The 26,935-nt window shown below is 67.2% G+C and carries 16 protein-coding genes; 10 read left to right on the forward strand and 6 right to left on the reverse strand.

Going from position 1 to position 26,935, the window contains the following annotated elements:
- Nucleotides 1–64 precede the first annotated feature (64 nt).
- The 5 genes from thiE to SYV04_RS29675 are packed head-to-tail and all read left to right on the forward strand — an operon-like array spanning nt 65 to nt 4,818.
- Complete coding sequence (gene thiE / locus SYV04_RS29655) at nt 65–739, forward strand: thiamine phosphate synthase (protein ID WP_321549314.1); 675 nt, start codon at nt 65–67, stop codon at nt 737–739.
- A complete protein-coding gene (locus tag SYV04_RS29660; protein ID WP_321549315.1) occupies nt 736–1,503 on the forward strand; it encodes a gamma-glutamyl-gamma-aminobutyrate hydrolase family protein in 768 nt (255 codons plus the stop codon). The genes thiE and SYV04_RS29660 overlap by 4 nt, the downstream gene beginning before the upstream one ends.
- Nucleotides 1,500–2,240, forward strand: a complete 741-nt coding sequence (gene thiD, locus SYV04_RS29665) for a bifunctional hydroxymethylpyrimidine kinase/phosphomethylpyrimidine kinase (RefSeq protein ID WP_321549316.1) — start codon at nt 1,500–1,502, stop codon at nt 2,238–2,240. The genes SYV04_RS29660 and thiD overlap by 4 nt, the downstream gene beginning before the upstream one ends.
- The gene (locus SYV04_RS29670; RefSeq protein ID WP_321549317.1) at nt 2,237–2,896 is read left to right on the forward strand and encodes an HAD-IA family hydrolase; all 660 of its coding nucleotides are present in this window, start codon (nt 2,237–2,239) and stop codon (nt 2,894–2,896) included. Before thiD ends, SYV04_RS29670 begins: the two co-directional genes overlap by 4 nt.
- 20 nt (nt 2,897–2,916) lie before the next feature.
- Nucleotides 2,917–4,818: a protein O-mannosyl-transferase family gene (locus SYV04_RS29675; protein ID WP_321549318.1), complete on the forward strand. Its 1,902-nt coding sequence runs from the start codon at nt 2,917–2,919 to the stop codon at nt 4,816–4,818.
- On the opposite strand, the gene SYV04_RS29680 is transcribed toward SYV04_RS29675, so the two are convergent.
- Nucleotides 4,808–5,902, reverse strand: coding sequence for an acyltransferase family protein (locus SYV04_RS29680; RefSeq protein WP_321549343.1), 1,095 nt, complete (start codon nt 5,900–5,902; stop codon nt 4,808–4,810). The genes SYV04_RS29675 and SYV04_RS29680 overlap by 11 nt on opposite strands.
- A gap of 123 nt (nt 5,903–6,025) precedes the next feature.
- Here SYV04_RS29680 and SYV04_RS29685 point away from each other — a divergent pair, with 123 nt between their 5' ends.
- Complete coding sequence (locus tag SYV04_RS29685) at nt 6,026–7,825, forward strand: DUF4091 domain-containing protein (protein WP_321549319.1); 1,800 nt, start codon at nt 6,026–6,028, stop codon at nt 7,823–7,825.
- Between the two features lie 134 nt (nt 7,826–7,959).
- On the opposite strand, the gene SYV04_RS29690 is transcribed toward SYV04_RS29685, so the two are convergent.
- A complete protein-coding gene (locus SYV04_RS29690; protein ID WP_321549320.1) occupies nt 7,960–13,272 on the reverse strand; it encodes a trifunctional serine/threonine-protein kinase/ATP-binding protein/sensor histidine kinase in 5,313 nt (1,770 codons plus the stop codon).
- A gap of 232 nt (nt 13,273–13,504) precedes the next feature.
- Here SYV04_RS29690 and SYV04_RS29695 point away from each other — a divergent pair, with 232 nt between their 5' ends.
- Complete coding sequence (locus SYV04_RS29695; protein WP_321549321.1) at nt 13,505–17,401, forward strand: metallophosphoesterase; 3,897 nt, start codon at nt 13,505–13,507, stop codon at nt 17,399–17,401.
- Between the two features lie 8 nt (nt 17,402–17,409).
- Here the strand turns inward: SYV04_RS29695 and SYV04_RS29700 are convergent, their stop codons facing one another.
- Nucleotides 17,410–19,488, reverse strand: coding sequence for a hypothetical protein (locus SYV04_RS29700; RefSeq protein ID WP_321549322.1), 2,079 nt, complete (start codon nt 19,486–19,488; stop codon nt 17,410–17,412).
- Nucleotides 19,489–19,558: 70 nt separating this feature from the next.
- Between SYV04_RS29700 and SYV04_RS29705 the strand changes: the two genes are divergently transcribed.
- Nucleotides 19,559–20,635 (forward strand): type IV pilus twitching motility protein PilT, encoded by a 1,077-nt coding sequence (locus SYV04_RS29705; protein ID WP_321549323.1) that lies wholly within the window; start codon nt 19,559–19,561, stop codon nt 20,633–20,635.
- 3 nt (nt 20,636–20,638) lie between these two features.
- Nucleotides 20,639–21,397 (forward strand): PilZ domain-containing protein, encoded by a 759-nt coding sequence (locus SYV04_RS29710; protein WP_321549324.1) that lies wholly within the window; start codon nt 20,639–20,641, stop codon nt 21,395–21,397.
- Here SYV04_RS29710 and SYV04_RS29715 read toward each other — a convergent pair whose 3' ends face one another.
- Nucleotides 21,398–22,369: a class I SAM-dependent methyltransferase gene (locus SYV04_RS29715; protein WP_321549325.1), complete on the reverse strand. Its 972-nt coding sequence runs from the start codon at nt 22,367–22,369 to the stop codon at nt 21,398–21,400.
- Nucleotides 22,370–22,467: 98 nt separating this feature from the next.
- A complete protein-coding gene (locus tag SYV04_RS29720; RefSeq protein ID WP_321549326.1) occupies nt 22,468–23,151 on the reverse strand; it encodes a hypothetical protein in 684 nt (227 codons plus the stop codon).
- A gap of 563 nt (nt 23,152–23,714) precedes the next feature.
- On the opposite strand from SYV04_RS29720, the gene SYV04_RS29725 reads away from it, so the two are divergent.
- Nucleotides 23,715–24,908, forward strand: a complete 1,194-nt coding sequence (locus SYV04_RS29725; protein ID WP_321549327.1) for a hypothetical protein — start codon at nt 23,715–23,717, stop codon at nt 24,906–24,908.
- A gap of 192 nt (nt 24,909–25,100) precedes the next feature.
- On the opposite strand, the gene SYV04_RS29730 is transcribed toward SYV04_RS29725, so the two are convergent.
- Entirely contained in the window at nt 25,101–26,921 is a 1,821-nt protein-coding gene (locus tag SYV04_RS29730) for a P-loop NTPase fold protein (RefSeq protein WP_340371386.1), read from the reverse strand.
- Nucleotides 26,922–26,935: the final 14 nt, after the last annotated feature.

A 26,935-nucleotide genomic window follows, 5' to 3' on the forward strand; every position in this document is an offset into this window, starting at 1 on the left:
GGGCGCGCCACCTTATAGCAGAGGTGCTGCCTGTCAACGCCGCGCGTCCCACCCCTGGAAGCCGATGAACGCCTCCGCCCGCCCCTTGCTTCCCAAAGGCCCCTATCTCCTCTGTGACGACACCCTCCGGCCGGAGCTATCGCTGGGGGAGAAGGCGGCGCGCCTGCTGGCTGGGGGAGCACGCATCCTCCAACTGCGCATGAAGCGAACGCCGCCCCGAGAGGCGCTGGCCGCCGCGCGAGAGGTGGTCGCTGCCTGCCACCGCGCGGGAGCGCTCTGTCTGCTCAATGACCGGGTGGACCTCGCGCTGCTCTCGGGCGCGGACGGGGTGCATGTGGGAGACGAGGACCTGCCCCCGGAGGCGGCGCGCGAGCTGCTGGGCCCCGCCCGGCTGGTGGGCGTCACGGTGCGCAACGCCGAGGGGGCGCGGGCGGCGCAGGCGGCGGGGGCGGACTACGTGGGGGTCGGGCCTGTCTTCGGCACCACGACGAAGCAGGTACCCGCGCCGGTGCTGGGGGTGGAGGGCTTCGCGGCGGTGGTGCGCGCCAGCCCGCTGCCGGTGGTGGGCATTGGCGGCGTGGCCCTGACCAACATCGCCCAGGTGGCGGCGGCGGGAGCCTGGTGCGCGGCGGTGGCCTCGGACGCGTTGCTCGCCCCGGACATCGCCGAGCAGGTGCGTCGCCTGTCGGCCGCCTTTGACTCTGGCTTGCGGGGGGCTAGCCTCGCGGGTTCCCCATGACTCATCCCATGCGACATCACGGCCAGCCGCCGCGTCGGCCCAACATTGGCATTACTCCGGACTGGAGCGAGGCGGCTCCCGGCACGTCCTTCGCCCGCTACGAGCTGAAGGTGAGCTACGCGGAGGCGGTGCTGCGGGCGGGCGGGCTGCCCTTCGTGCTGCCGTATACGGACGACCCGACGTGCGTGGAGGCCTACCTGGATCGCGTGTCCGGGGTGCTCATCACCGGCGGGGCGTTCGACATTCCTCCCGAGGCCTATGGCGAGACGGCGCGCGAGGGCATGGGGGCGATGAAGGAAGGGCGCACCACCTTCGAGACGGCGCTGATGCGCGCGGCGCTCAAGCGCAACATGCCGGTGCTGGGCATCTGCGGCGGCATGCAGCTGCTCAACGTGGTGCTGGGCGGCACGCTGTACCAGGACATTGGCCGCGAGATGCAGGAGGTGCGCGAGCACGAGCAGAAGCACGACCGGACCCAGCCGCAGCACCCGGTGGACGTGCGCGACAACTCGCTGTTGGCGGAGGCGGTAGGGCGCGGCCAGTTGATGGTGAACTCCACGCACCACCAGGCGGTGAAGAAGCTGGGCAACCAGGTGGTGTCGAGCGCCGTCTCGCCGGACGGCGTGGTGGAGGCCATCGAGTCCACGGCCCACGCCTTCGCACTGGGGGTGCAGTGGCATCCGGAGTACATGCTGAACAACCTTCCGGTACACGCGGGCATCTACAAGGTCTTCATCCACAAGGCGCGCGACTACCGACGGTGAGCACGTCCCCTCGCGTCCTCTTGCTCGCGGGCCATGAGCCCACGGGCCGCGCGGGGCTGCTCGCGGACGCGGCCACGGTCCGGGCGCTGGGCGGCGCTCCCGTGGCCGTGCCCACGGCGCAGACGGCGCAGGGCACGGCCACCTTTCTCACGGAGGCCACGCCGCCACGGCTGCTGCGCGCGCAGATCGCCGCGGCGCGAGAGCTGGGCGACCTGCACGCGGTGAAGCTGGGCGTGGTGCCGGACGCGACCCGCCTCGAGGCGCTGCGTGAGGCCCTGGAGGGTGTGGAGGCCTGGTGGGTGGTGGATCCGGTCGTGCGGACCTCGAAGGGCCAGCCCCTGTCACGCCTGACGGCTCGGCACTACCTGGGGCTAGCGGGGCCTCGGGTGGTGCTCACACCCAACCTGGACGAGGCGGCGTGGCTGCTCGGGTGGCCGGCGGTGCGCACCGTGGACGAGGCGGCGGAGGCGGGCCGGGAGCTGGTGGCTCGGGGGTTCGGGGCGGTACTGGTGAAGGGCGGCCATCGCGAGAGTGGAGCCGTGGACGTGCTGTGCGTGCCGGGGCGGGTGCGGCTGCTCACGGGCCGGCGCCTGGCCCGGTCTCCGGAGCGGCGGGGCACGGGCTGCCGGTTCGCTTCGGCGCTCGCGGTGGAATTGGGGCGGGGGAGGGCGGTTGAGCTTGCCGCGCGCAGGGCCAAGACGTACGTGGCCCGGTATCTGCGGACGGGAACCTCATGATTTCCAATGTCGTGTTCGACTTCGACGGGACCATCGCCAACTCGCTGCGCGTGATGGTGTCGCTCTACAACCAGATCGCCGAGAAGTACGGCTACACGCCGATGCTCGACTCGGACCTGGCGCACCTGCGCAAGCTCTCGATCATGGATCGGTGCCGGAAGCTGGGGGTCCCCGTGCTCCGCCTGCCCTCGTTGGTGTTGGAGGCCAAGCGCCGGTACCGGGAGGTGGGGGGCACGGTCGAGGCCTACGAAGGGATGATCCCCGTCCTGCAAGAGCTGCGTCGCCAAGGTGTCAGCGTGGGGATCATCTCGTCCAACTCCCAGGAGACCATCGAGAAGTTCCTGGAGCGGAACAGTGCTCGGTCGCTGGTGCATAGCATCTCCTGCTCCAGCAACCTCTTCGGGAAGGACAAGATGATCAGCCGGTACCTGAAGACGTTCAGCTTGTCCCCGGAGCAGGTGCTCTACGTGGGCGACGAGCACCGGGATGTGGAGGCCTGCAAGAAGACGAAGCTGCGCATCGTGGCCGTCACGTGGGGCGCCGACTCGGTGGAGCTGCTTGGCCAGGCGGGCCCTGATTTCCTGGCCCACCAGCCCGCGGACATCGTCGAGCGGGTGAAGCAGCTCAATGGTGGAGAGGGCCAGCACCCGAGCTAGGCCCTGCTACGCTGAGGGAAGTGACTGGCCCCACCGAAAAGCCCGCGGGACTGCCGCGGAGCGAGCGCGTCCTCCGGCTGCTCCTCTTCCTGGGGCTCAGCATCGCGTACGTGCTCCTCACCCCGCGCAAGTTCACCTACGGAGACGGGCCCGAGCTGCTCGCGGCGCTCCTCAATGGAGGAGTTGCCCACCCCAGTGGCTACCCGCTGTTCTCGCTCCTGGGGCTGCTGCCGGCCCGACTGCCGTGGGCCACGCCGCACTTCAACGCGACCTTCTTCCTGTGCGCCCTGCCGAGCGCGGCCACGGCGGTGGTCCTCTTTGCCAGTCTGCGTCGGCTCGAGGTCCGGTCGGCCTGGGCTCTCGTTGGCGCGCTGCTCTATGCCTTCAGCGGGCCCGTCATCGCCCAGTCCATCCGGCTGGAGGTCTACGCGCTGCACTGCCTGTTCATCGCGCTGACGTTCTGGGCGCTGCTTCGCTACGCGCAAGCGCCGGACTCACCCCGCTGGGCCTATCTGGCCGTGCTCTTCACCAGCCTGGGGCTCACCCACCACCTGACGAGCGTCTTTCTCATCCCGGTCGTCCTCGCGAGCCTGATAGCGCTCAATCGCCCGTGGTTCTTCCGGCCGCGCACGCTCCTGTCGTTGCTGGGCATCGGCCTGGCCTGTGGCCTGCTCTACCTCTACCTGCCGCTGCGAGCCCTGGCGAACGATGGCCTGGTGCTCTCGTGGAATGATCCTCGGACGTTCGAGCGCTTCTGGTTCCATGTGACCGGGCGCGAGTACACCCACCTGAGGACGCTCGAGGGCGCTCTGCCGAGGCTCGCCCGGTTCCACACGGCCCTGAACGGCGGGCTGCTCCCGGGCGCGCTGTTCTTCGCCGCACCGGGCGTGTTCCTGGCGTGGCGGCGCTACCCGGCGGTGGCGGGACCGGCCCTGTTGTTCCTCCTCCAGTTCGTCGCATACATCGCCACGTACGACATCGATGACATTCGCGCGTACGACCCCATGGCCTTTCCGCTCTTGGCGCTCTTCTTCGGGGTGGGAATCGACGGGCTCTTCCGGCTGGGCCTGCGCACCCGCCTGCTGTCCAAGCGCCTCTTCCAAGCGCTGGGGCCTGGGGTGCTGCTGCTGGTGCTCGGCATCGGCTTCCTGAGCCGGCTCGGAGAGCGCTACGAGGCGACGCTGGCCGAGGACATGTCGGAGCAGGTCGTCGCGGCGCTTCCCGAGAAGGCCCTTCTCCTGACCGAGGGGGACAAGTACCTCTTCCCCATGTGGTACCAGGCCTATGTCCGGCGCCCGGAGCGCGGGCTTGTCGTGGTCGACATGGGGATGTTCAGCTCGACCCAGTCTCGATGGTACCGAGACTTCCTCCGCCGGCGGCACCCGGACATTCAATGGCCCTCGGAGGAGGAGGTACATGCGCCGGACACGCGCTGGAAGGAACAACTCCTCTCGCGGAACGCAGGCACCTGGGCACCGTTCGCCCTCTTGAAGGAGCCGTGGGATGTCCCCGGCTCCTGTGCCGTCATCGAAGGATGGCTCCACCGCATCGTGCCGTGCGAGGACGCTCCTGTCGCCTCCAGGCCCACGCGCTACGCCCGCCACATCTATGTGGCCCGCCACGCGGCCCACGGAGGGAAGAACTACCTCTACGACGCGGCGCGCCGGCATCCGAGCGGCACGGACCGGCTCGTCTGCGTCGTCGAGTGGTTCCCCGAGCGGGACCGTGTTCTCTCCGTCACGTGGACGTTCGAGGGGCCCAATGGGGAGCGGCACACCCTGGGGCCGTTTTCGCTCCCCAAGGAGTCCACGCGGAACTGGGGTGTGCTCCTCGAAGCGCAGCAGGCGCCGGGCTGGTGGACATGCACCGCCCACGTGGAGGGCGAGGGCAGCGTCTCCACGGGCTTCGATCTCACCGAGTGAACGCCCGCTGCGCCGGCCGAGGTGAGAGCACGGCCCGCAGTGGCACGTCGTAGAAGCGGTCCAGCAGCCAGCATCCCGCGATGACGAGCACGGAGAAGACCAATCCGCTCCAGGGGCCCAGGTTCCCCGCGTCGAGCCCGAGCGCGAGCAGGGCGTCCGTGGCTACGAAGATCAGCGGGTAGTGGACGGCGTAGAGCGCATAAGACACCAGGCCACTGAACGCGAACACCGCCTGAGCCCGGGTTCCCGGCTCGGTGCGGGTGCCGAGCAGCACCAGCAGCGGAAACAGCACGATCGCACAGAGGAGATCGTAGACGCCGAGGAAGGGCGCTGGGGGCTTCACATAGAGGAGCACCAGCATGAGCGCGATGAGCACGTAGGGGCTCACACGCATGGATGCGGACAGCCGCTGGGCGACGAAGTGGATGAGGACGCCCGCGAAGAAGGAGAAGCAGACGCGGGACAGCGCGACGCCCACCCCGTTCCAGGTCCAGCCATGGTTCAGCGAACCGTGGTGGAGGCTGTCCCAGCCCAGCCAGATGGCGGACACGGTGACGAGGGCGACCAGGACGCGCGGCGTCAGCCATCGCCAGAGGAGGGCGTAGACCCCATTGATGACCAGCTCGAAGAGGAGGGACCAGGCGGCGATGTTCAGCGGGTAGAGCGCCGGAGGGCCCGCACCCAGGGTGGGGGAGGGCAGGAAGAAGATCGAATGGAGCAGGGAGGTTCGGAACTGCTCCCAGGTCCAGCTCTGCGTCTGCGCGAGGAAGACCTCCCGCTGGAAGAAGAGGTTGAAGGCGATCCAGGCGCCGGAGAAGACGATTCCGAGGAGGTAGAGCGGATAGAGCCGGATCAGCCGCATGCGCATGAAGGCGGCAGCGGACATGCCGGCCTCGAAGCGCGCCTGATAGGCGAAGGCCAGGACGAAGCCGCTCAGCACGAAGAACAGATCCACCGCCATATAGGCGTGGCGCATGTGGAGCGGCCCGAAGAGCCACCCGGCGTGGTGCGTCATGACCGCGAAGGCCGCAGCGCCGCGCATGCCGTCGAGCGTGCGAAACGTGCGACGGGGGTGCTCCAACACAGCCAACCGCTTCTCTCCTCGCCTGGGTGTGAGGAGTCTAGGACGAAGCGTGAAGGGCGAACAGGGGAGGGCCCGGGGCCGGGGTACGAGGCCCGCGCTCTTATCGATTCCTAAGGTGGTGGCATGAGGGCTCGTCCGCACCCGTCGCCATGGCCTGTGTTGCTTCTCTTCGCCGTGGCCATGGCCTGTGCTCCGGCGCCCGCTCCCGAGACGCCTTGGGGGCCCGAGGTGCCGCTGGTCTGGAGTGGCCCTCCCATCTGGGTCGAGAGTCCAATGGTGAAGATCGGGCCCAGGACGGCGCCGGGCTCCCTGCGGGAGCTGAACCTCTACGCGGCGCGCAACGAGTTCGTCTCCTTCCAGGTGGCGATCCACGGGGGAGAGACGGGCGTGACGATCGACAGCGTGAGCCTGTCCGCCTTGAGAGGGCCTGGCGTCATCTCCATTGGCAACGTCACCCTCTACAGACAGACCTTCCTCGAGATCACCCGGCCCTCCACGCAGAGCTCGCACGCTGGGTCATGGCCAGATGGGTTGATACCGGACTTCGACGAGCTCACCGGAGAGAAGCGCCGCGCCTTTCCCTTCACCGTCCCCGCCGGCGAGGTCCGCGCCCTCTGGGTGGATGTGCATGTCCCGGAGGGCGCGCGTCCCGGGGCCTACCGGGGCAGCGCCTGGGTTACGACGAGCGACGGGGCGAGGCTCGAACTGAGGATTGGCCTGACGGTCGTCGACATGCTCATGGAGAGCACGCCCTCGCTGAAGTCGGCCTTCTTCCTGCGGACGCCGTATGTCTGTCAGGCCTTCGCCGGGAAGCAGGAGTGCGAAGATGAGGAGCTGTTGCGGCTGCTCCCGCTCTTCTACCGACTGGGGCTCGAGCACCGCATCACCCTGGCCGGAAGCTTTCCGCACCTGCGGGGGCGGGCCGCGTGGCGCGAGGAGGACTGGAACACCCTCGAGCTGCTCTGGGGCCCGTTCCTCGATGGCACCTCGTCCGCTCGCTTGCTCGGAGCACGCATGACGAGCTGGCAGTACCTGGGACCGTCGAATGCGGAGGGGCTCGCGGAGTTCTCGCGAGAGAGCTCCACGCGAGGCTGGCTGCCTCGCGCCTTCCACTACGTGGGAGATGAGCCACCCCTGTACTCGACCTTCGATGAGGTGCGGCGGCGTGCCAGCCTGACGCGGCAGAGCGCACCCGCGCTGCAGACGCTGCTCACCTCCGACATCGATGGGCTCGAGAATGCGGGCCTGGAGGAGGTTGTCGACATCCTCGCGGTGGTGATCAACTCCCTGACGCCGGCACCTCCGCGACAGGGAGATCAGCGGGAGCGGTACAAGGACTTCCTCTCCCGGCCGGCGCGGGAGCTCTGGCTGTACCAGAGCTGCGTGAGCCATGGCTGTGGCACGTTCTTGCCGGAGAACGAGCCGGGCCAAGGCTGGCCCTCGTACATGATCGATCGCCCGGCCGCCAAAGCCCGCGCCATGGAGTGGGTGTCCTTCCTGGAGGGAGCGACCGGCGAGCTCTACTACCATACGGCGGAGGCGCTCGATTCGGCGTGGACCGATCAGTTCCGGTTCAATGGGAACGGGGACGGCACGCTCTTCTATCCAGGCACTCCGGCGCTCATCGGTGGGAGCACGGCGGTGCCGGTGCCTTCCCTGCGGCTCAAGCTCATCCGCCTGGGGTTCCAGGACTACGAGTGGCTCAAGGCGGTGAGCGATGCCGGAGACCCGGAGTATGCGCGGAAGGTGGCGCGCCAGGTCATCCCCGCCACCTGGCGGGTTCCGGATGATGGCACCCTCTTCGAGGTGGCCCGGTTGTGCCTCATGCGCCGGTACCTCGAGCTCACGGTGGCGCGGACTCCTGGCACGGACCGTCCCATCGACGTCCCATGTCCCGAGAGCCTCGGAGGCCCACCCCCGTGAAGCGGGTGAAGATCGAGAAGGCTCGGCTCTGGCGTCTCGGCGGAGCGGGGGGGACGATTTCAAGGGGATCGAGGAGATTGGCCGGGAGCTGGCCACGTCGGACCGCTGGCCGGAGTGGAAACCAGGGTCAGAGTTCAAAACCGTGCGGGATCGCTCTGCTGCTGCTCGTCAGTGAGCGGTAGCTCGAGGGTGGCCGTGGCGCCCTTGCCCGGCCCGTCGCTCTCCAGCGTGAGGTCTCCGCCCAGCATCTTCGCCGCGAGCACGCTCGAGTGAAGTCCCAGGCCATGTCCCCCCTCTCGGGTGGTGAAGCCCTGTGAGAAGAGCAGCTTGCGCACCTCCGGCGCGATGCCCATGCCGTTGTCCACTACCTGGATGCGGGCCCTGTCGCCGTGTACCGCGAGCCGCACGTGCAGGTAGCGCTCGTTCGGGGGCAGCGGGGCCATGGCGTCCTTGGCGTTGCTGATGAGGTGGATGAGGATCTGCAGCACCTTGTGCTTGTCCACCCGGAGCTTGCGGTGCGTGGACAGCTCGCGGACGACGGTGATGCCGTGGCGCTTGAGCGACGGCGACTGCATGCTCAGGGCATCCTCGACGAGGGCGGAGAGCTCGCACTCCTCGGGCAGGAGCGTGCTGCGGGCATAGGTCTGCTGGACCTGGACGATGGCGCGGATGTGCTCGATGTTCTTGCTCATCGCCCCCAGTCCCTCTTTCAGCGCCGCCTGCTCGCGGAGCAGCTCGTCGGCGAGCACGGGGAGGTAATCGGGGAGCCGGAGGCCTCGGGGATCCCGGGTGAAGAAGTCCGCGAGGTGGGGGCGGTGCTCCTCGAGCAGGGTGGAGACCTTCTTCAGCCCTCCCAGGCGAGAGGTATTCACCGTCTGGCTCATCACCTGGAGGTTGGTGACGGCGCTGGTCAGCACGTTGCCGACGTTGTGGAGCACGTTGGTGGCCACCTCGGCCATGCCCACCGAGCGCGCGGTGTCCACCAACTGGGCCTGGGCCTGCTGGAGCTCTCGGGTGCGCTCCTCCACGCGCTTCTCCAGCTCGTCATTGGCGCGGCGCAAGGCCGCCTCGGCGCGCTGGATGTCGGTGTACAGCCGGGCATTCTCGATGGAGATAGCGGCCTGGGTGGCGATGTGCCCGAGCAGGGCGCTGCGCTCGGGAGTGAAGGCGTTGGTGGCCAGGCTGTTCTCCAGGTAGAGCACCCCGCGAAACTCCTCCTGGCGCAGCAGGGGCAGGCAGAGCACGGAGCGGGCCTGTCCGCGCCCCAGCCACGCATCGTCCGAGAAAGGGTGGGGCTGGGAGGCATCGCCGATGAGCACCTGCTCCCGCGTGCGCCGCACATAGGCGATGAGCGTCCACGGCAGGCGGGCCTCCTCCGCGTCGATGGGGGTGCCTTCCTGGCCGGAGTCCGAGACCGCCACGACCGAGAGCTTCTCGCCACTCGGGAGCAGCAGGGCGCCGCGCTGGGCGCCGGCGTTCTCGGTGGCCACTTGCAGCAGCGTGGCCGCCAGTTGCTCGAGGACGATCTCCCCGGAGATGGCTTGCTGGGCCTTCACCACGGTGAGCGCGTCGATGTGCGTCGAGCGGGTGTCCGTGGCGGTCGCCTCGTCGGTCGCCGAGGCGGAGAGGTGTGGCCATTGCGCGTCCAGGTGCCGAACCTTGCCGTGGGCGCCCCATCGCAGCCAGGCCTCGCGGGACTTGAGCGCGTAGGCGTCGGCGATCGTGGGCATCTGGCGCTCGTGCCAGAAGCGAGCCGCGAGTTCGCTGGTGAGGGCGCAATGCTGGATGAAGCCATGCTCGCGGGCCGCTTGGAGCGCATCTTCGTACGCTCGCGAGGCTTCGAGCTCCTGGCCCGTGATGCGCGCCAGCTCTCCGTGGACCATGCGCTCGGGCGCGCGGAAGTTCTCCGGGCAGTAGCTGGCCCACTCCGCGAGCTGCTGGTGATGTTGTCGCAAGTCCTCGAGGGCAGGGGGCCGCGCCTCGGGCGAAAGCTCTCCCCAGCTTCCGGCCAGGCTCAGGGCTCGGAAGAGGTGGAAGTCCAGCAGTTGGATGTGGCTCGTCGAGGACCAGGCCAGCTCGGCCGCCTTGTTCCCCGCCTCGCGCGCCGCCGTGAAGGCGCCGCACATGAAGCGCGCCTGCATCTTGAGGATCCAGTACCAGCACCGCATGGTGCTCATGCTGTCGGGCGTCAGCCCGGCCTCGAAGGACGCCTCATCGAAGTCGTCCCCGCTCAGGGAGCCGAAGGCAGGCGAGAGGCCGCGCAGTTGCTGCACGTAGCGCTGGGTGTGTTGGATGACGTGCTGCACGTCGAGGAAGCCCGCTCGGCGGGGGAAGTCCAGCCGCGCGACCGACTCCTGATAGACCTCCTCCAACTCATGCCCGAGGGCCAGGCGATCCGTGACGATGTGGTTGCAGCAGTAGCAGGCCACCTGGAAGTCCCCGCCCTGGACCGCGTGCTGAAAGGCCTCGCGGATGAGCTCCAGGGAGGTGGAGAGGGGCCGGGTCCAGTAGTTGATGATCTCCAGGCTGTAGAGCGCCTTTCCGCGCGAGGCGGAGAAGCCGTGGCGCTCGACGAGCTCGCAGGCCAGCTTCCCGAAGGCGTAGCCCTCCCGATACATCTTGAACGCAGGGCCAAGCACCACGCCGTACCAGGCATACCCATGCACCGCGGCCCCGGAGTTGCCGTGGCGCAGGCTCAGGGAAACCAGCCGGCACAGGTGGAGCACGAGCAGGTTCCGGTCGGTGAAGAACGAGGGCGTGAAGAGCGCGGCGAGGACATCGAGCGTCGCCTCCATGTCCGGGTCGGTCAGCCGGGGCAGCTCGATGAGGCTCTCGATGGGACGACCCGCCAGCAGCGCTCCCACCTCCTCGTGGGCGGCCACCACCTCTTCCCAGGAGGGGTGGGGTGACATCGGCATTCCGAGCAGGGCCAGACACTTCAGGAGGCTCTCGATGCACGCCTGGATCTCTCCCATGGCGATGTGCAGGTCGCTCTTCAGGTGGTAGACGGCCCCCGTCTCCGGCCGGTTGCGCGCCCGAGGAAGGAGCTGTTCCACCTGCTGGCGTGCTTCGGCGGTGTTGCCGCTCATGAACTCGCAGCGGGCCTGCTCCAACTGGAGCTTGAAGGCCAGCTCGGGGTCCGACTCCCACGGGTCTCCGGGGAGGAGCTGGAAGGCTGTCGCCAGGTAGGTGGCGGCCGAGCGGAACGCGGTCGAGGCCTGTGCCCGCTCCGCGGCCTCGGCGTTCAGGCGTGCCACGCGGTGGCGCTCCTCGGGGTCAATGAGAAGCTCCGCGCCGGCATTGAGCTGGCTCACCACGTCGAAGAGGTGTTCCTGCACCTCCTCGGGCGTCATGCTGCCCAGCAGCAGCCGGCCGATGCGCAGGTGGACGGCCTTGCGCTCCTCTTCGGGAATGAGGGCATGGGCCGCCTGCTGGATGCGGTCATGGAGGAAGCGATATTGGTCCGGGCCGGCGCTCGCCAGCAGCCCCTCCTGGAGCGCCGGATCGAGGCCTTGCTCGACTTCGGCCGCCTCCTTCAGATCGGAGATCAAGCGCAGGGTGCGCAGGGTGAAGCTGTTGCCCACGCAAGCGGCCAGACGCAGCAGGTGCTGGGTGTTCGAAGGAAGCTGGCGCAGCTTGCCGACCATGAAGTCGACGACGTTGTCGGAGTAACCCCGGGCCTGGACCTGCTCGGCATCCCAGCGCCAGGCGCCCTCGGGCGTGCGAGCCAGCAGGCCGTCGTGGTGGAGCGTGAGCAGGAACTGCAGCAGGAAGAAAGGGTTGCCGCCAGTCTTCTCCCGGGCCAACGCCGCGAGCGGTTCGACGACGTCTCCGGTCGCCCCAGGCAGCGCGTCTCCCACCAGGCACCGCACGTCCTCGAGGCTCAGCGGCTCGAGCTGGAGATCGGTCAGCCGCGCGCCAGCCTTGCCCAGCTCTCTCAGGGCCAGCGCCAGGGGGTGCGAGGGACTCACCTCGTTGTCCCGGTAGGCGCCAATGAGGAGCAGCGGGGGTGTCTCCGGGTGGGTGAGCAGGTGCTGGATGAGCTGGAGGCTCGCCCCATCGGCCCACTGCAGGTCATCCAGGAACAGCACGAGGGGACGTTCGGCGTGGGTCAGCGCGCCGAGGAACTTGCGGAACACGCGGTGGAAGCGGTGCTGGGCCTCGGCGGGAGGCAGCTCCGGGACAGGCGGCTGCTTGCCGGCGACGAGCTCCAGTTGGGGCACCACGTCCACGAGGAGCTGCCCGTGGCCTTCCCAGGCCTCGCGCAGGTGTTCCCGCCAGCGCGCCAGCTCCTCGTCGGTGCCCGAGAGCAGTTGCTGCGCCAGCCCGCGGATGGCCTGCGCCAGGGTGGAGTAGGGGATGGCGCGCTGGAACTGGTCGAACTTGCCGCTGAGGAAGAAGCCGCGCTGGCGTACCACGGGCTTGTGCAGCTCGTGGACCACCGAGGACTTGCCGATGCCGGAGTAGCCGCGCACCAGGAGGAGCTCGGGTCGCCCGCCCTGGGCCACGCGCTCGAAGCCCTGGAGCAGGGCGGCCGCGTGCGTGGCGCGCCCATAGAGCCGCTGGGGCAGCTGGAAGCGGACGGGCACATCCTTCAGGCCGGGCTCGAAGTCCTCGCGCACGCCCCGGCGCAGGGCTTCCTGGCACCGCTCGAGGTCCGCTCGCAGCCCTGCGGCGCTCTGGTAGCGCTCCTCGGCCACCTTGGCCAGCAGCTTGAGCACGATGGCGGACAGCACGGGCGGCAGTCCTTCCACCTGCTCCAGGAGAGGCGGGGGCACCAGCGCCATGTGGGCATGGAACCATTCGAGCGCGTCACGCCCATGGAAGGGTCGGCGGCCGGTCAACAGCTCGTAGAGGGTGACGCCCAGCGAGTAGAGGTCGGTGCGGTAGTCCACCGAGCGGTTCATGCGCCCGGTTTGTTCCGGAGACATGTAAGCCAGCGTGCCTTCAACCAGCGGGTTCCGCAGGGCATCCACGTGTTCGACGAGCTGGAGGCTGGCGTTGCCGAAGTCGATCAGGCGCGTCTCGCCCGAGGGCGTGAGGAGGATGTTGGAGGGCTCGAGGTCCTTGTGGATGACGCCGCGGCAGTGGAGCTCCGCCAGCGTGGAAGCCAGGGAGATGCCCAGCGCGAGGACGCGCGGCACCTCCAAGGGCTTGCCGGTGAGATCGGCCAGGGACTCACCCGCGATCTCCTCCAGCAGCAGCACGGGGCGGTCGTAGAGCTGCTCGCAGGAATGAACGCGGGTGACGCCGTGTACTTCGCGAAGGCGCTGCAGGATGCTGAACTCGCGCCGATAGCGCTCGTGCTCGCGCGGGCTGGGAGGCGAGCCCGTGGGTGTCTTGAGGATGAGCGGCAGGCCATCGGAATCGCGCACCGCATGGAATAGCACGTGGGTGCCAGTGGACTTGATCGCCCCGCGGAGCGTGTAGCCTGGGATCTGGTGCATGCCTGGAGGTACAGCGATGGGAGCCGCCCTCGCCTCGGCTCGACTCATCACGAGTGGGCTCTGGATGGGAACAGACCCGTGAGCGCTCGGCAATCCCAATCCCTGTTCGCTGGCTCGGCCATGAACCCGACAACCGCGAAGAATTGGCGAGGCTTTCACCGGGTACCCATGAGATCCGGATCCCAGGTTTGAGATACCATCCGGTGTGTCCTATCGGGGGGACCGTCCATTCATGAGCGTGCTTCGCTGGCTTCACCTCAGCGACTTCCATCAGGGCATGCCGGGCCACGGCTGGCTGTGGCCCAACGTGCGCGAGCCGTTTTTCAAGGATCTCGAGCGGCTCCACGCGCGGTGTGGCCCTTGGGACCTGGTGCTCTTCACGGGGGACCTCACCCAGCGCGGCAGCGCCGAGGAGTTCGCCCAGTTCGAGCAGACGATGCTCGGGCTCTTTGAGCACCTGCGAAAACTCGGCTCACATCCGAAGTTCCTCGCCGTTCCCGGCAACCACGACCTCTCGCGGCCCGATCCGATGGAGCCGGAGGTGATGGTCCTCCGGCGCTGGCGTGAGGAGCCCCGGCTGCGCGAGAAGTTCTGGACCGATGGGGCGGGCGTCCGCTACCGGGACATGCTCCGGGGCGCCTTCGCTCACTACGAGAAGTGGTGGCGGGAGACCCAGCTGCCTCGGCCGGAAATCTTGGAGCATGGACCGCTTCCCGGAGATTTCTCCGCGACCCTCGAGCTCGAGAAAGGGGGCGTGCGCCTCGGGGTGCTCGGCCTGAACACCGCCTTCCTTCAACTCACGGGTGATGACTACCACCGCAAGCTCGCTGTCGAACTGCCCCAGTTCCAGCTGAGCTGTGGCAGGGATGGACCGGCCTGGGCGAGTTCGCACGACGCATGCCTGTTGCTGAGCCACCATCCACCCGACTGGCTGGACGACGAGGCGCGGCGGGTGTTGCGTGAGGAGATCGCTCCCCCGAAGCGCTTCGTTGCGCACCTGTTCGGCCACATGCACGAGGGCCAGATGCGGACGCTCTCGGAGGGCGGGAGCGAGCCGTGGCGCGACCTTCAGGCTCCATCGCTCTTCGGGCTCGAGAAGTGGGGGACCGCGGAGGAGACGCGCCAGTATGGCTATGTCGCCGGACGGCTCGAGTTCGCCGAGGACCACGGCCTCCTGCGCCTCTGGCCGCGGACCGCCGTGCGAGGCGCCCCGCGCATCGTTCCCAACCACGCGGCGTTCGATCTCGACGACGACATGGGAACGAGCCCCGTGCGGGTTGCTCTCCACACGCAGAGGAAGAAGTCCTCCCCCTCCAACCCCGGTCTCTCCACCCAGGAGTCGCGCCCCTACGAGCTTCAGGGCGGCGCGCAGGCGGGGACCCAAACGGAGGACTTCGTTCGGGAGTACCGCACCCGTCTCCAGAGCAGCTTCGGGCGGTGGGATCTCGCGGGCATCCGGACGGTCCTGTCCGGGGAGGCTGGTCCCACCACCGCCTCGCTCGACTCCATGTACCTGCCCCTCCGGCTGGGGGATGGCTTCGACCCCGACACGCTTGATGCCGGTGCGGCGCTGGGGTTGGACGCATTGCTGGAGCGCAACCGCCCGCTCGTCATCTGTGGCCCGGCTGGCAGCGGGAAGACCACGTGGATGCGGTGGACGTTCCGCCAGCTCGCGCGGCACGAGGACTCGCTGCCATTCATGGTCGAGCTCCGGAGGGTGGCGCACCTGTGGAGCAAGGCGCACACGCGAGGCGAGGACCGGACGCTGGATGCCTACCTGCGGGACTGGGTGGCGGAGTACGGCGTGGCCGGCTGGGGCAAGGCGCTGCCCACGCTCCTCGACAGCCAGACGGGGCCGCGGCCCGTGCTGCTGGTGGATGGCTGGGATGAGCTGGGCGAGCTGGGCGAGCGGCTGCGTGAGCAGCTCATGGGGTTCCTCGCCGCGCATCCGCGTGTGCTGGCGGTGGTGACGAGCAGGCCCTACGGCGAGAGCCGTCCGTCCCGGAGTGAGGGGTTCGAGCTGCTCCATATTCAGCCGCTCTCGGATGGGGAGATCGCCCAGATCGCCAACGGCTTCTTCCGCCAGGTGTACAGCGAGGGCGAGCAGGTGGCGGCGGCCTCGCGAGAGCGGTTCCTGAAGGCGCTCGCGGGCTCTCCCGAGGCCACGAGCCTGGCCCGTACCACCTTGCTCCTCACGATGATGCTGCTCATCAGCCGCCACCGGCCGCTGCCGGACAAGCGGCACCGGCTCTATGAGGAGTGCATCCGGAACCTGCTCGCGGCCCTGCCGGATCGCCGTGAGCAGGAGGGCGCCCTGCTGTCGCGGGAGCAGTGGCGGCCCGAGGACAGCGAGGTTCGCCTGCGGGTGGTCGCCGAGCTGGCCTTCCAGATGCAGAGCGAGGGCTACCAGGAGTGCCGCACGCAGGTCGTTCGGACGTGGGAGGAGCTGGAGCGCTTCCTTCCAGCGGAGTGGGGGCGTGAGCGCAAGTGGGGGTTCCTGACCTGGCTGGTGGCATCGGCGGGGGTGATGATCGATCGGACGGATGGAACGCTGGCCTTCGCCCATCTGAGCTTTCAGGAATACCTGGCGGCGCACCACCTGAGCACCACGCGGCAGAGCGAGGAGGAGCGCAAGACGCTCTGCCGGGAGCACATGGCGAGGCCGGAGTGGTGGGAGACGCTGCGGCTCTGGGCGGCGCTGCTGGATGACCGCAACTCCCGGAGCCTCGAGCCCGTGCTGAAGGATCTCCTCCACGGGAACGCGACGGGCTACTGGCTTGCCGGGGCGATCCTCGCCGATGGGCCGGGCGAAGGCGTCTTCGAGACCTGGGTGGAAGGGCTGGCGGGAAGGTTCCACGCCAACGAGCAGTCCTGGGCGGAGCTGAGCGCGCGCGCCTGGGCCTCCAGCCGACAGGACGAGCGCCGTGCGGCCCTTGTCTCCCGGTGGCCGAAGCTCGCTCCGTGCTGGAGCTGGCTCTCGGTGTTCCTCGCCCGGCACTGGTCGAACCTCGCCCGGCTCGACGTGCCCTCCGAGTGGAGGAACACCCTCTATCCCCTCATCCGTGAAGCTGGCCGGAAACAGGGCGTGGGCCTGGGGCGGGTGCTGAGCGGTGCGGTCCCTGTCTGGCCTGGGATGCCCATCGAGCTGGTCCTCCTCCAGCTCTGGCCCTCACCTCGCGTGCAGGCGGGGAGTCGCCTTCAGACCCTCGTCTCGCTGGGCGCCAGCAGGCAGGAACTGCTCGCCGCTGCCCGGCACATCCTGGCCCAGCCGACGGAGAGCCCGGAGCTGGCGTGGCACTGGGCCCAGCTGCTGTCCGCGGAGCTGCTGAAGGAGCTGAGCACCCAGCACGACTTCCTGGCCTGGGATTGGGCCCGGGATTGGGCTCGCCACCTCACCCGCTTCTGGGGCCAGTATGGCGCTCGCGACACGATGCGGCACCGGGACTTGCCCCAGGGATTGGTGCCGCACCTGGAGCGGGAGCAGTTGCAGGACTGGACCCGGGACTGGAAGTGGCGCTGGGCCCTGGACTGGGTCTGGGAGTGGGGCGAGACCTGGGGGCAGAGCTGGTCCCGGGAGTGGGTTCGGCAGTGGGCCCAGACGCTGGCCAGGTGCTGGTCGCTCTCTCACGACGTGCCCTGGCTCGAGGACTTCGTCCTGGCGGAGCTCCAGTCCTCCCAAGGCCGCTCCGGTACACGCGCGGTGCTCGCCTACACGGACGACGCCAACGAGCCGAAGCTCGCGCTCTTCCAGGAGGCGTGCCGTGCCTCCCTGAACCCCCGGCGCAGCGCGACGGGCCTGTCGGAGACGCTGACGCGTTGGGAGGCCGCTCGCGGAGCGCCCCTCTGGCCCGCCCTCGCGCGTCACCTCGCCCGCCTGTCGACGCCGCAGGACCGCGCGCTGCTCGAACTGCTCGCCCGCCATCCGGAAGGGCAGGGGCGTACCGTGTTCTGGGGACTCAAGTACTACGTCCGGGGCGACCTGGTCCTCGCCGACGGCGGTGAGCTCACGCTGAACGCGCTCTGCGACGAGCTGGGGCTGCCCCACTTGCCCTACCTGGAGGACATGCCCGACGAGCTCGTCTCCAGTGGAATGGAGCCCTCCGTGGACCAGGCCTCTTCTCGGAGGTGAGGAGGGCCTCAGGCGTCGTGGGGGGCAGGCCCACCAGCCCGGGTGATGGCGCGAGCGAGTCGCCTTGCCGCCACTTCCCGCTCGACATCATGCGCGCAGGCGAAGGCCGAGGTGCCATCCGCCGCGGGCTCCAGCCGCAGATTGCCGAGCGCCGTGGGCTCCAGCCGAGACAGGAGCGCGGCCAGCGCATGGCCGCTTCGCTTCGGAGGTTCCTCCAGCCGGTCTCCGCGCAGCAGCCTCAGGGCGAGCCGAGGCAGTGACACCCCGGTGCGGGACTCCACCGCCAGCCCTCCTGGGCCGATCGTGCCGTCCAGCGACTCGAGGCACCACGCTCCGTGGTGCCGAGCCAGCACGACCACCGTGACCCCGCGCAGCCCCAGCGCGTTCACCCCTCGCCCCGCCAATGCCAGCCGCTCCTCTTCCTGCTCTCCCGCGGGTGACTCCACCACGGTCCTGGACTCCAGGACCGACTCCTTCCACTCCGCCAGCCCGAAGGTGGTGTGCCCGTCGGAGGCCACCGCCACGTACACACGCTCCGAGCGCACGGGCGCGACCTCCAACACGGGCAGTGCCTTCGCTCGCAGCAACTCGCGCACCTCCCCGTGTCCTCGGGCAGGGAGGCACAACACCTTCCATGGGCCGCTCGCGTAGAGCCCTTCGGCCAGCGCGGCCGGTCCCACCACCACCTCGTATTCTCCCGGGCGCAGCCCCTTCACCGTGGGAGGGAAGTCCTCCGGTCGCTCCACCCGGAGGCACTCGATCCCCGTGTCCTCCAGCGCCCGGCGCATCCACTCCGACTCCGGTCCCGTCCCCAACACCAGCGCTCGTCGGGGGAGGGGAGCCAACGGGTGGGAGGGGGCGGGTTCCAATTCCAGCATCAGCGGCCGCCGTCCCACCCGGCCAATGGGTGCCTCCAACTCCAACTCCAACTCTGGGTACTCGGGCAGGATGAAGACCGCCTCTTCGCTCAGGTTCTCGCGTACCCGCTGCTCCAGCCTCGGTTGCGGAGGTTGCACACTGGGCAGGAGCGGATCCCTCTCCAGCACCAACTCCGCCCCACTCAGCTCCTCGGGCGTCACCTCGAGTTGGTGCGACTCGGCGGCGGGCAGGGACGCCTCCCCGGGCTGCTCGGGCGCTTGCCCCAGGTCCATCCCAGGGACTTCGACTCCCATAGGGGAGTTCCCCAGCACGTTCTCCAGGGAGCGCACCGCGGCCTGGGCTTCCTCATCTTTCGGATCATCGCCCAGCACCATCAGCCACTCGGCGCGTGCCTGCTCCTGCCTCCCTAGCTCCGAGAAGGTCCGCGCGGCCTCGCGGTGTACCAGCAGGGCCCTCGCTCCGTCCCCCAGCTGCCTCAACCCCCGCGCCGCCAGCGCGTACAGCTCGGGATCCTTCGGCTGCGCGTCCAGGGCCCGGCGTACCAGCGCCAGCAACCGCCGCGTCGCACCCCGCTTCAACGCCAGCCGGGCCGCCGTAAGCACCACCTCGCGATCCTCGGGCACCAGGGGCTGCAAGCGCTCCAGGACTTCCAGCCGCTCCTTCCACCGCCGCTCTTCGTCCAACCGGGACAGCACCTCTCGCAGCCTCGCGGCGGCCTCCTCCCGCCGTCCCTCCTGGAGCAGCACGTCCGCGAGCACCAGCACCGCCGCCGAGCGGGAAGCGTCCAGCGTGAGCAGCTCCTCCAGCAGCAGGCGCCGTGTCCCCCCATCTCCCCGTGCCGCCGCCACCCTCGCGGCGGTCTCCAGCACCTGGACCGCCTCCTCCGTGGGGCCCGCGGTCTTCAGCAGCCTCACCAGCGTGAGGCACACCTCCGCGTCTCCGGGCACCAGCCGGTGCGCCTGCCTCAGCATCTCGATGGCGAGAGGCTGGAAGCCCCGCTGCTCATCCAACTGCCCCAGCAACTCATAGGCCTTGGCGGCCTTTCGCGCCTCGCCCAGTCGCTCGTACAGCTCCGCCAGCACCAGCAGCGTCTGCTCCTCGGCCGGGTGGGTTCGCAGGTGCTGCTCATACTCCTCAGCCGCCTGGGCCAGCCGGCCCTCGGCCTCGTGGCCCCGAGCCACCTCCAGCGGCGACAGGTCGTTCGCCATGCTCCACAGCCTACCCCATTGCGGCTAAGCTGCCCGTCATCGGCAAGCCGTGTGTCTGGTCGGAGGGGGCATGACTCTCGAGCAACTGCTGGGGCTGATCGCGCTCGGCGTCAAGAAGGGCACCAGCGATCTCCATTTCGAGGTGGGGTGTCCCCCCGCGTTCCGGTTGCACGGTGAGCTGCTCTCGGCCCGTATGGAGAAGCTGACGGCCAGCGACACCCTGCTTCTGGCCAAGCACATCCTTGGTGCCGAGGACCCCTTCTTCGCGGGAGCGCGCCATGACGTCGATCGCGGCTTCAGCATCCAGGGCGTCTCTCGCTTCCGAGCCAGCATCCTCCGACAGCGTGGCTCGGTGGGGTTGGTGCTGCGCATCATCCCCTTCGAGGTCCCCACCCTGGCGGATCTCCACCTCCCGGCCATCCTGGAGTCCGTGGCCGGCGCGCGGAGCGGCCTCATCCTCGTCACGGGGGCCACCGGCAATGGCAAGTCCACCACCATGGCGGCCATGTTGAACCACGTGAACCGCACCCAGCGCTCACACATCATCACCATCGAGGAGCCCATCGAGTTCATCTTCGCGATGGACCAGTCCATCATCATCCAGCGCGAGGTGGGGGTGGACACGAGCTCCTTCGGGAGTGCGTTGAAGGCGGCGCTGCGGCAGGACCCGGACGTGCTGATGGTGGGGGAGATGCGGGACGCGGAGACGGCGGATACCTGCTTGAAGGCCGCCGAGACGGGCCATCTGGTCATCTCCACCCTGCATACGCAGGACGTGCAGCGCACCATCGGCCGCTTCGTGGGCATGTTCCCGGCGGAGGAGCAGGTGTCGGTGCGGCACCGGCTGGCGGAGAACATCCTGGCGGTCGTCTCGCTGCGGCTGGTGCCGCGCAGGGACGGAGGAGGGCTGATCCCCGCGGTGGAGGTGCTGCTGTCCACCCGCTCGGTGCAGGAGGCCATCCGGGACCCCGCGCGTTCCGACACCCTGGTGACCCTGATGGAGAAGGGGCGGACGGACGTGGGGATGCAGACGTTCGATCAGCACGTGCTGCAGCTCGTGCAGACGGGCGTCATCAGCTCGGACACCGCCCGCAGCGCGGCCACTCGGCCGAAGGAGCTGGAGCGTGCTCTGGCCGGAGTGCAATAGCCCATGGGCCTGCGCCGGGCCGTCGTCGTCGATCGCGAGCCAGGGCTGCTGGCGCGATTGACCACCGAGCTGGGACGCGGCGGCTACCTCGTCGAGGGGCTGGACTCGACGCAGGGGTTGTCATCGGACTTGTTGTTGCGGGTGAAGCCGGACCTGGTGGTGCTGGACGTGGAGCTGCCGGGGTTGGGAGCGACCGAACTGCTGAGGCTGGTGGATGCGCTGAAGGTCCGGACGGAGGCCTCGGTGGTGCTGACCACTGGGGGAACACTCGAGAAGCGGCTGTGGTGGCGACTGGCGGTGGATCAGGTGGTGGAGCGCCAGCGGCTGAGGGAGGAGGGTGTACGCGCGCTGGGCCTGGCGACGAGCAGTCTGGTGCGGGTGGACGTGCGAGCCGTGCTGGACGAGGTGCTGGGGCAAGAGCCCGTGTGCGTCGGTTCCCGACTGCTGCGAGTGAAGCTGGACCTCTTCAGCGACTCGCAGCTCTTCGAGGACCGCGAGGGGCGCCAGGGCGTCTTCGTGGCCCTCTCGCCGCTCCCGGAGGTGGGCCAGTCGATGGAGCTGGAATTGGAGGTCCTCAACCGTCCCTGCTTCTGGGTTCGCGGCAAGGTGGTGTGGCAACGCCCGCGCAGTGCCCTGAGCGGGCGGCCTCCTGGCGTAGGCGTTTCCCTGGAGGAACTCTCCCCCGAAGGGGAAGAGGCGATAGAGCGCATGTTGGAGCAGCGTGCGCCGCTGGCCCTGGATTGGCCGGGTGAGAAGGCCTGATCAGGAGCGCTCGGCCTGTGCCACCAGCAGGCAGGCCGGGGCCCACCAGTAGGAGTACAGCAGCCTGCGCTCGACGCGCACGAAGCCCGCATCGCGCAGCAACTGCTCCCACTCGGGGATCGGATGCTCGAAGGTGGTGCGTGTGGCCCCGCGATCCACGTAGCCGAACATCACGGGCATCAGGAAGCCCTGGGCCACCGTCTCGAAGTCCGCCCCCACGTACTCGGCCAGCCCCACGCGGTAGCGGGAGAGCACGTGCCGCACGAGTTCGGGCCTCAGAGGTTCATCCATGCGCGGAGCGTCGAACTCAGCTACCAGCAGCGCATCGCAGTGCGAGCGCAGCCACTCCAGCAGCACGGGCCTGGCAGGTGGGGAGATCGAATGGAGGCAGAAGGTGGCCTGCGCCAACTCCCAGCGGCGCGACTGCATGCGAGGCTCAGCGACGAACTCCTGCAGTGTCCCGGCAAAGGTGTCGAAGCCCACGTTCCGGTTGGCGAGCGCCCCGGTGGTGCGCTCGAGCAGGGGCGCTGCGGGCTCTACCAGGGTCACCCGTCGCACCGCGGGCGTGAGCGCGGGCAGCAAGGCCAGCCCATCTCCGACGCCAATGTCGAGCAGCTCGAAGGGATTGTCCGGGTAGCAGCGGGCGAGCGCCGCGCTCGTCTCCTGGTACAGCGACACGTTGCCACCGCCTCGGATGAAGGCACCGAAGCCCTCCGCCGACACATAGACGTTGCGCTTGCCCTCTCGGGCCACCCGAGCGAGGTAGGCCGCAGCGGCACGGGGCAGCAGATCCTCCGGAGCAGCGCGCGCCGCGTCTTCGGCGAAGGCCGTGGCCTCGGCGTAGCGCTCATCGGCGAAGGCCAGCATCGCAAGATACAGGAGGCTCTCAGGAGAGGACGTCGGCACGCGAGTAGCGGCATCGAGGCCCTGTTCGCGGTAGTGGTTCCAGACCTGAAGAAAGTCATCGCTCATGTGCCCGGGCCCTCATGAACTCGAATGACGGAGCCTACTCGACGCCCGCGCCGAGGACTCCGCCCATGACGTAGCGGAGTCTCTGGAAGGGCCCTCGCTCACTCGGGGGACGGCACTACCGCGAGCATGGCGGCGAGGTGTGTGCGTGCCCGCGTGACGTCTCCGCCGGGCCGCATCCAGGCCCCCAGGTCACCGCCGGTGCGCCTCTGAGGATCCCAGAACCAGCGGAGTTGGATACGAAGGTCGTCGCCTTCCCACCAGGATTCAAAGTGATGATACGCCCCGGGCAGGGGCTGGAAGGTGCCGTCCAGCCATCGTGCGAGCGCCTCGCCCGGTGCCGGGCCAAGCCAGGACTTTCCCTTGAGGTACTGCCAGGTGCCGCGCGTCTCGGAATCCAGCGCACGCGTTTCCAGCCAATGCTCCACGGAAGGCGCAACCTCGAATGGTTCGTCTAGGGAGTAGCCAACGCAGAGCGCGCCCGCTTGTGACAGCTCGACGAAGAAGGGCGAGCTGCGGCTCATCTCTCCGCACTCGAAGAACCACGTACCATTGAGTTCCTGCGCGTGGATGGCACTCTCAACGGGTTCCTTGCCGAAGCGCTCCAGGAGTCTGGAGCGCGGGTCGAGAACCCTGTCGGGCGTGTACAGAAGCAGGTCGAAGTATCGGAACTGCTGGTGCTCGGGCAGCATGCACCCGCCGAACTCCTCCTGGAATTGCACGACGGGCTCGAAGACAGGCAACTCCACTCGTTCCAGGGCGTCGATGATGTCCTGTCGACGCATCCGGGGCCGGGTGTGCTCGCCTCTAGTGAGCCACCGCAGGGCTCGTGGAGAGAGTGTCATAAGGAGGCACCCCTCCAGAGCCTCTGCAGAGATTGCAAACTCAAGAAGGGCGACAAGGAACTCTAAAGGGAGATGCTGCGGTGATGGGTGACGAGTCCAAGCATCATGTCAAAATCATCGTTCCTCTGAGTAGGGATAGACAATATACCTTTCCTGGCGCGGGACCTTGCATGGGGAATGTCGTGTCTGCCGCCCCCGAGGAATGGGCTGCGGAGGGGGTACTGCGGGTAATACCAGCGGTCTGCTGAGAAGAAGATCCCATAGAACTCCGCCAAGCCCGCTCTGTCAGCGCCTTGCTGGGCAGCCCTGCGGAACTATGCACGATCAGTGTGAGCACGCTCACCAGAAGCTCCGAGCGACGGGTTCGATTGCCGCCGCTCCCAAGCAGAGCAACCCGCCGCTTTCAATCCGCCGCCCTCCGAAAACGGGAGCGGCGCTTGCATTTAGGGACCAAATCCGGTTCTTTGGGACCAAAAAAGGACCAAATTGGAGGCGGAAACGGCATGGGCAAGGAGTGGATCGGCAAGTGGAAGGGTGGGCGGATGTTCGCGGGCAAGGACGGGCGCCCCGTCTACGTGCTGCGCAAGATGATCAACGGGCGGACCTACACGATCCACCTGGACGCCCGCAGCGAGGCAGAAGCAGAGGCCGAGCTTGCCCTGTTCGTGCGTGACCCCGAGGGCTACCGCACGCGAGGCGAGGCGCAGAAGATCAAGAACGAGTCGGCGGTCTACATGGACGCGCCAGCGGTGGCCCGCTACCTGGAGCACATGAGAAGCAAGGGAACGACCGAGCGCTACGCCAAGAACGTCGGTTTCTACTTGGCCGCGTGGGCGGACGACTTCGCGGGGCGCGACCTGCGCACCGTCACGCTTCAAGACCTACTGCGGGAACTGAAGAAGCACAAGACGGCGCGCAAGAACCGCATAACGGCGCTCAAGTCGTTCTGTGCGTGGCTGCGGGAAGTAGAGGGCGCAATGACTGCGGGCGAGGACGCGTCGATCTCGCTGAAAATCCCTGTGGCCCGTCCCGAGAAGTCCGTGCGGGAGAAGGGTTACAGCATCGAGACAATCGAACGGCTGTACCGGGCGATCAGCGGGTGGGAATTCGCCAACTTCAACCGCGAGGAGACGCGGCGCCGCACGGACGTTCAATGCGTGCGGGACGTGCTGTGCATCCACGCCAAGACGGGGATGCACGGCACGGAGATCGAACGGCTGGCGCGCAGAGAGGGCAAGGTGTCCCTCGTGGAAGAGCCGGGCGAGATCGCCGCAACCGTCACGTTCATTCACAAGAGCGGACAGGTCCACCGCCAGAGCATCGACCGTCAGACGTTGGGAGCGGTGCATCGTCTCCAAGCGCGCGGCGCGGCTCCCGTGGACAGCCATATCCGCCGCGTGGTGCGTCGCGCATGCAAGGCGGCGCGGCTACCGCTGGTGCGCTTCGGAGAACTGCGGCATAGCTTCGTAACGTGGGCTTCCGAGTGCGGACAGGAAGTGCGGCCTAAGTCGGGAGGGCTCCCCTTGGCGGCTGTTGCCGCCGTGGTGGGCCACCACTCCGCGCACACCACGAAACGGTTCTACGAGAACGTAAAGGTACCCCCGATGATCAAGATCCCAATCAACCTGGAGCATCCCGAGGATCCTGCGCAGCTGGCCGTGCGCCGCAACTCGGTTAGGCTGGTCAAGTCAGCCTGAGCATCGCACTCTCTTGTTGCCTGCCCAGCATTAAGCTGCCCGAATACGAACGGCTTAACACTACTGCGTCACTCCCCTCGGAAGCCAATAGGCTCGCTCCGAGGGGAGCAGCGCTGATTCTGACGCAGTAGTGTTAAGCTTCTCGTTCTTTGCATGGCCAAGAGGCATAAAACTAGCGCCGCTGCTGCGACCTTACTCATTAATGCCAAACTCCCTAAGGATGTGTTTGGCACGCCATGCGTGCATTCTGCCAGTCACCTCGGGATGCGCACGCATGTCCTTGAGTGCTTGTAGAAGTTCGTTCAGGTGGTGTTCTGCTTCAGGCCAAATGCCTGTGAGGGCTCTAAGGCCATTCCCAAAGCCAACAACCGCTCGGATCGCGTGGGGGTTTGTTCGCATTATTGAGATGAACTTCGCCATTCCTCCCTGTTCAACAAACAGTCTTGTCGTGTTCGGACTATTACGCAACTCTGCGGCGAGCCCCACAAGGTCACCAGCATCGAGTAACGCAACAAGGCGCACCATCTCCTTGCTTGCGTCATGCTGGCGACGTTTGTCTATGTAGCATTGAATCTCACCATTGACGTGCCGGACTGCGTCCCCATACCGCATGTGCAGGAACGGATCATCGATTGAAAGAGACTCATCACCTTTAGTCGCCAGTTCGGCAATCCGCTGTTTGATGCTTGATGCAACTCCTGAATCAAGCTCTACCGCCAACATCTCTGCAATCAATCGTGCATACATCAAGCATTCGATAATTTCAGCAGCGCTAAGGTTCTTATCATGCGCGGCGGCTGCATATACCCTGTCCATGAGGTCGCGCACCTGTTCATCGGACCAATAACGCCACTCTCCCTTACTCAACTGACTGAGTATCGCGCCTGTTACACTGAGTTGCGGTTCCTCTTGCTCAGGAGGGTTAAGTGCTAACTTCAGAGCGGCATCCTCGATATCGCCAAAGCGCACCAGCGCGTACAGGGATGGAGCAAAAGAGTAGTCGTCTTCAAGATTGAAGCGCTTTAGAAATGTCCTTCGCTTTTGCAGGACTTCGTCCTCATTCTCGCGTTTGCTGAGGCGACCCGACAATTCCATCACCATTGCGTTGAAGTCGTAGAACGCGGCATCCTCAAGCTGTCCCTCTGAAAATTCAAGAGTGAGCGCACTAAGCACGTTCACATGGGCGCCAGAAATGTTTTGGATGCCGAGTCCATAGAGAGTTGCGAGATGATCAATTATTCTCCTCAGTGATCGAATATTTCGTGACCCGCAATGACGCATCAGGCTCAGGATTTGCTCTTTGTGCCGCTGTGCATTCTCTTTCAGAGAGTCGCCGAAGCCTTGAATCAAATTGGCGAATACAGCATCAAGATCTGGCTCAATCCTGTGCTGCATAGATACAATCTTCTCTTTGTACCGCAGGTATGCCTGAGCCCCTGGAGTTGCAGTGCTCGTCAGATGCTCCTCATTGCAAACAAGCACTACGTCAAACCCCTTGTGCTCGGAAAGGATGTTTACAATTCCGAGAAGTTCATCGATCGGATATTTACTCGAGAGCCGTTCGATGTCGTCAATACAAATGATGGTGGTTGCATCAAACAACCCCAACACCTCAATCAAATCGAACGCTGGCTTTGAGAGGAGTTCAGTGACGAGTGCATTGCTGGCGGATCGAGCGACCTGCAGTGATTTGTCCAGGGCGCGCTCCGGCAATATGCGCTTGAGAAAGTGGTGTGCCTTGGTGCGTACGGATTCGGAACCGGGGGCGTCATTGGCTGCCATGATAGCAAACTGCGTGACGAGCCTAGCCCGGAACTGGGCTGAGGTTTCTACGCCAAAAGCAGAGACGTATACGTGTGTACGCCGAAGATCCGGGCGTACCATGTTTTTCCAAAAATAGGTCTTTCCTGCCCCCCATGGCCCAGTGAGAAGAATCACGCGCCCCGTCTGCGCGTCACTTCTAGAGTTGAGGTGATTGACGATGTGTGTCTTGACGCTTGAGGGTGATGGCATAGCTATAAACCCTA

The organism is Hyalangium ruber (genome assembly GCF_034259325.1).
GTDB lineage: Bacteria > Myxococcota > Myxococcia > Myxococcales > Myxococcaceae > Hyalangium_A > Hyalangium_A rubrum.

Excerpts from the sequence above, each read along its gene's own strand:
- SYV04_RS29705 (WP_321549323.1), top strand. The coding sequence starts at position 19,559 with ATGACTCTCGAGCAACTGCTGGGGCTGATCGCGCTCGGCGTCAAGAAG.
- SYV04_RS29720 (WP_321549326.1), bottom strand. The coding sequence starts at position 23,151 with ATGCGTCGACAGGACATCATCGACGCCCTGGAACGAGTGGAGTTGCCT.
- SYV04_RS29710 (WP_321549324.1), top strand. The coding sequence starts at position 20,639 with ATGGGCCTGCGCCGGGCCGTCGTCGTCGATCGCGAGCCAGGGCTGCTG.
- thiE (WP_321549314.1), top strand. The coding sequence starts at position 65 with ATGAACGCCTCCGCCCGCCCCTTGCTTCCCAAAGGCCCCTATCTCCTC.
- SYV04_RS29725 (WP_321549327.1), top strand. The coding sequence starts at position 23,715 with ATGGGCAAGGAGTGGATCGGCAAGTGGAAGGGTGGGCGGATGTTCGCG.
- SYV04_RS29660 (WP_321549315.1), top strand. The coding sequence starts at position 736 with ATGACTCATCCCATGCGACATCACGGCCAGCCGCCGCGTCGGCCCAAC.
- SYV04_RS29715 (WP_321549325.1), bottom strand. The coding sequence starts at position 22,369 with ATGAGCGATGACTTTCTTCAGGTCTGGAACCACTACCGCGAACAGGGC.
- SYV04_RS29700 (WP_321549322.1), bottom strand. The coding sequence starts at position 19,488 with ATGGCGAACGACCTGTCGCCGCTGGAGGTGGCTCGGGGCCACGAGGCC.
- SYV04_RS29695 (WP_321549321.1), top strand. The coding sequence starts at position 13,505 with ATGAGCGTGCTTCGCTGGCTTCACCTCAGCGACTTCCATCAGGGCATG.
- SYV04_RS29670 (WP_321549317.1), top strand. The coding sequence starts at position 2,237 with ATGATTTCCAATGTCGTGTTCGACTTCGACGGGACCATCGCCAACTCG.
- SYV04_RS29690 (WP_321549320.1), bottom strand. The coding sequence starts at position 13,272 with ATGCACCAGATCCCAGGCTACACGCTCCGCGGGGCGATCAAGTCCACT.
- SYV04_RS29730 (WP_340371386.1), bottom strand. The coding sequence starts at position 26,921 with ATGCCATCACCCTCAAGCGTCAAGACACACATCGTCAATCACCTCAAC.
- SYV04_RS29685 (WP_321549319.1), top strand. The coding sequence starts at position 6,026 with ATGAGGGCTCGTCCGCACCCGTCGCCATGGCCTGTGTTGCTTCTCTTC.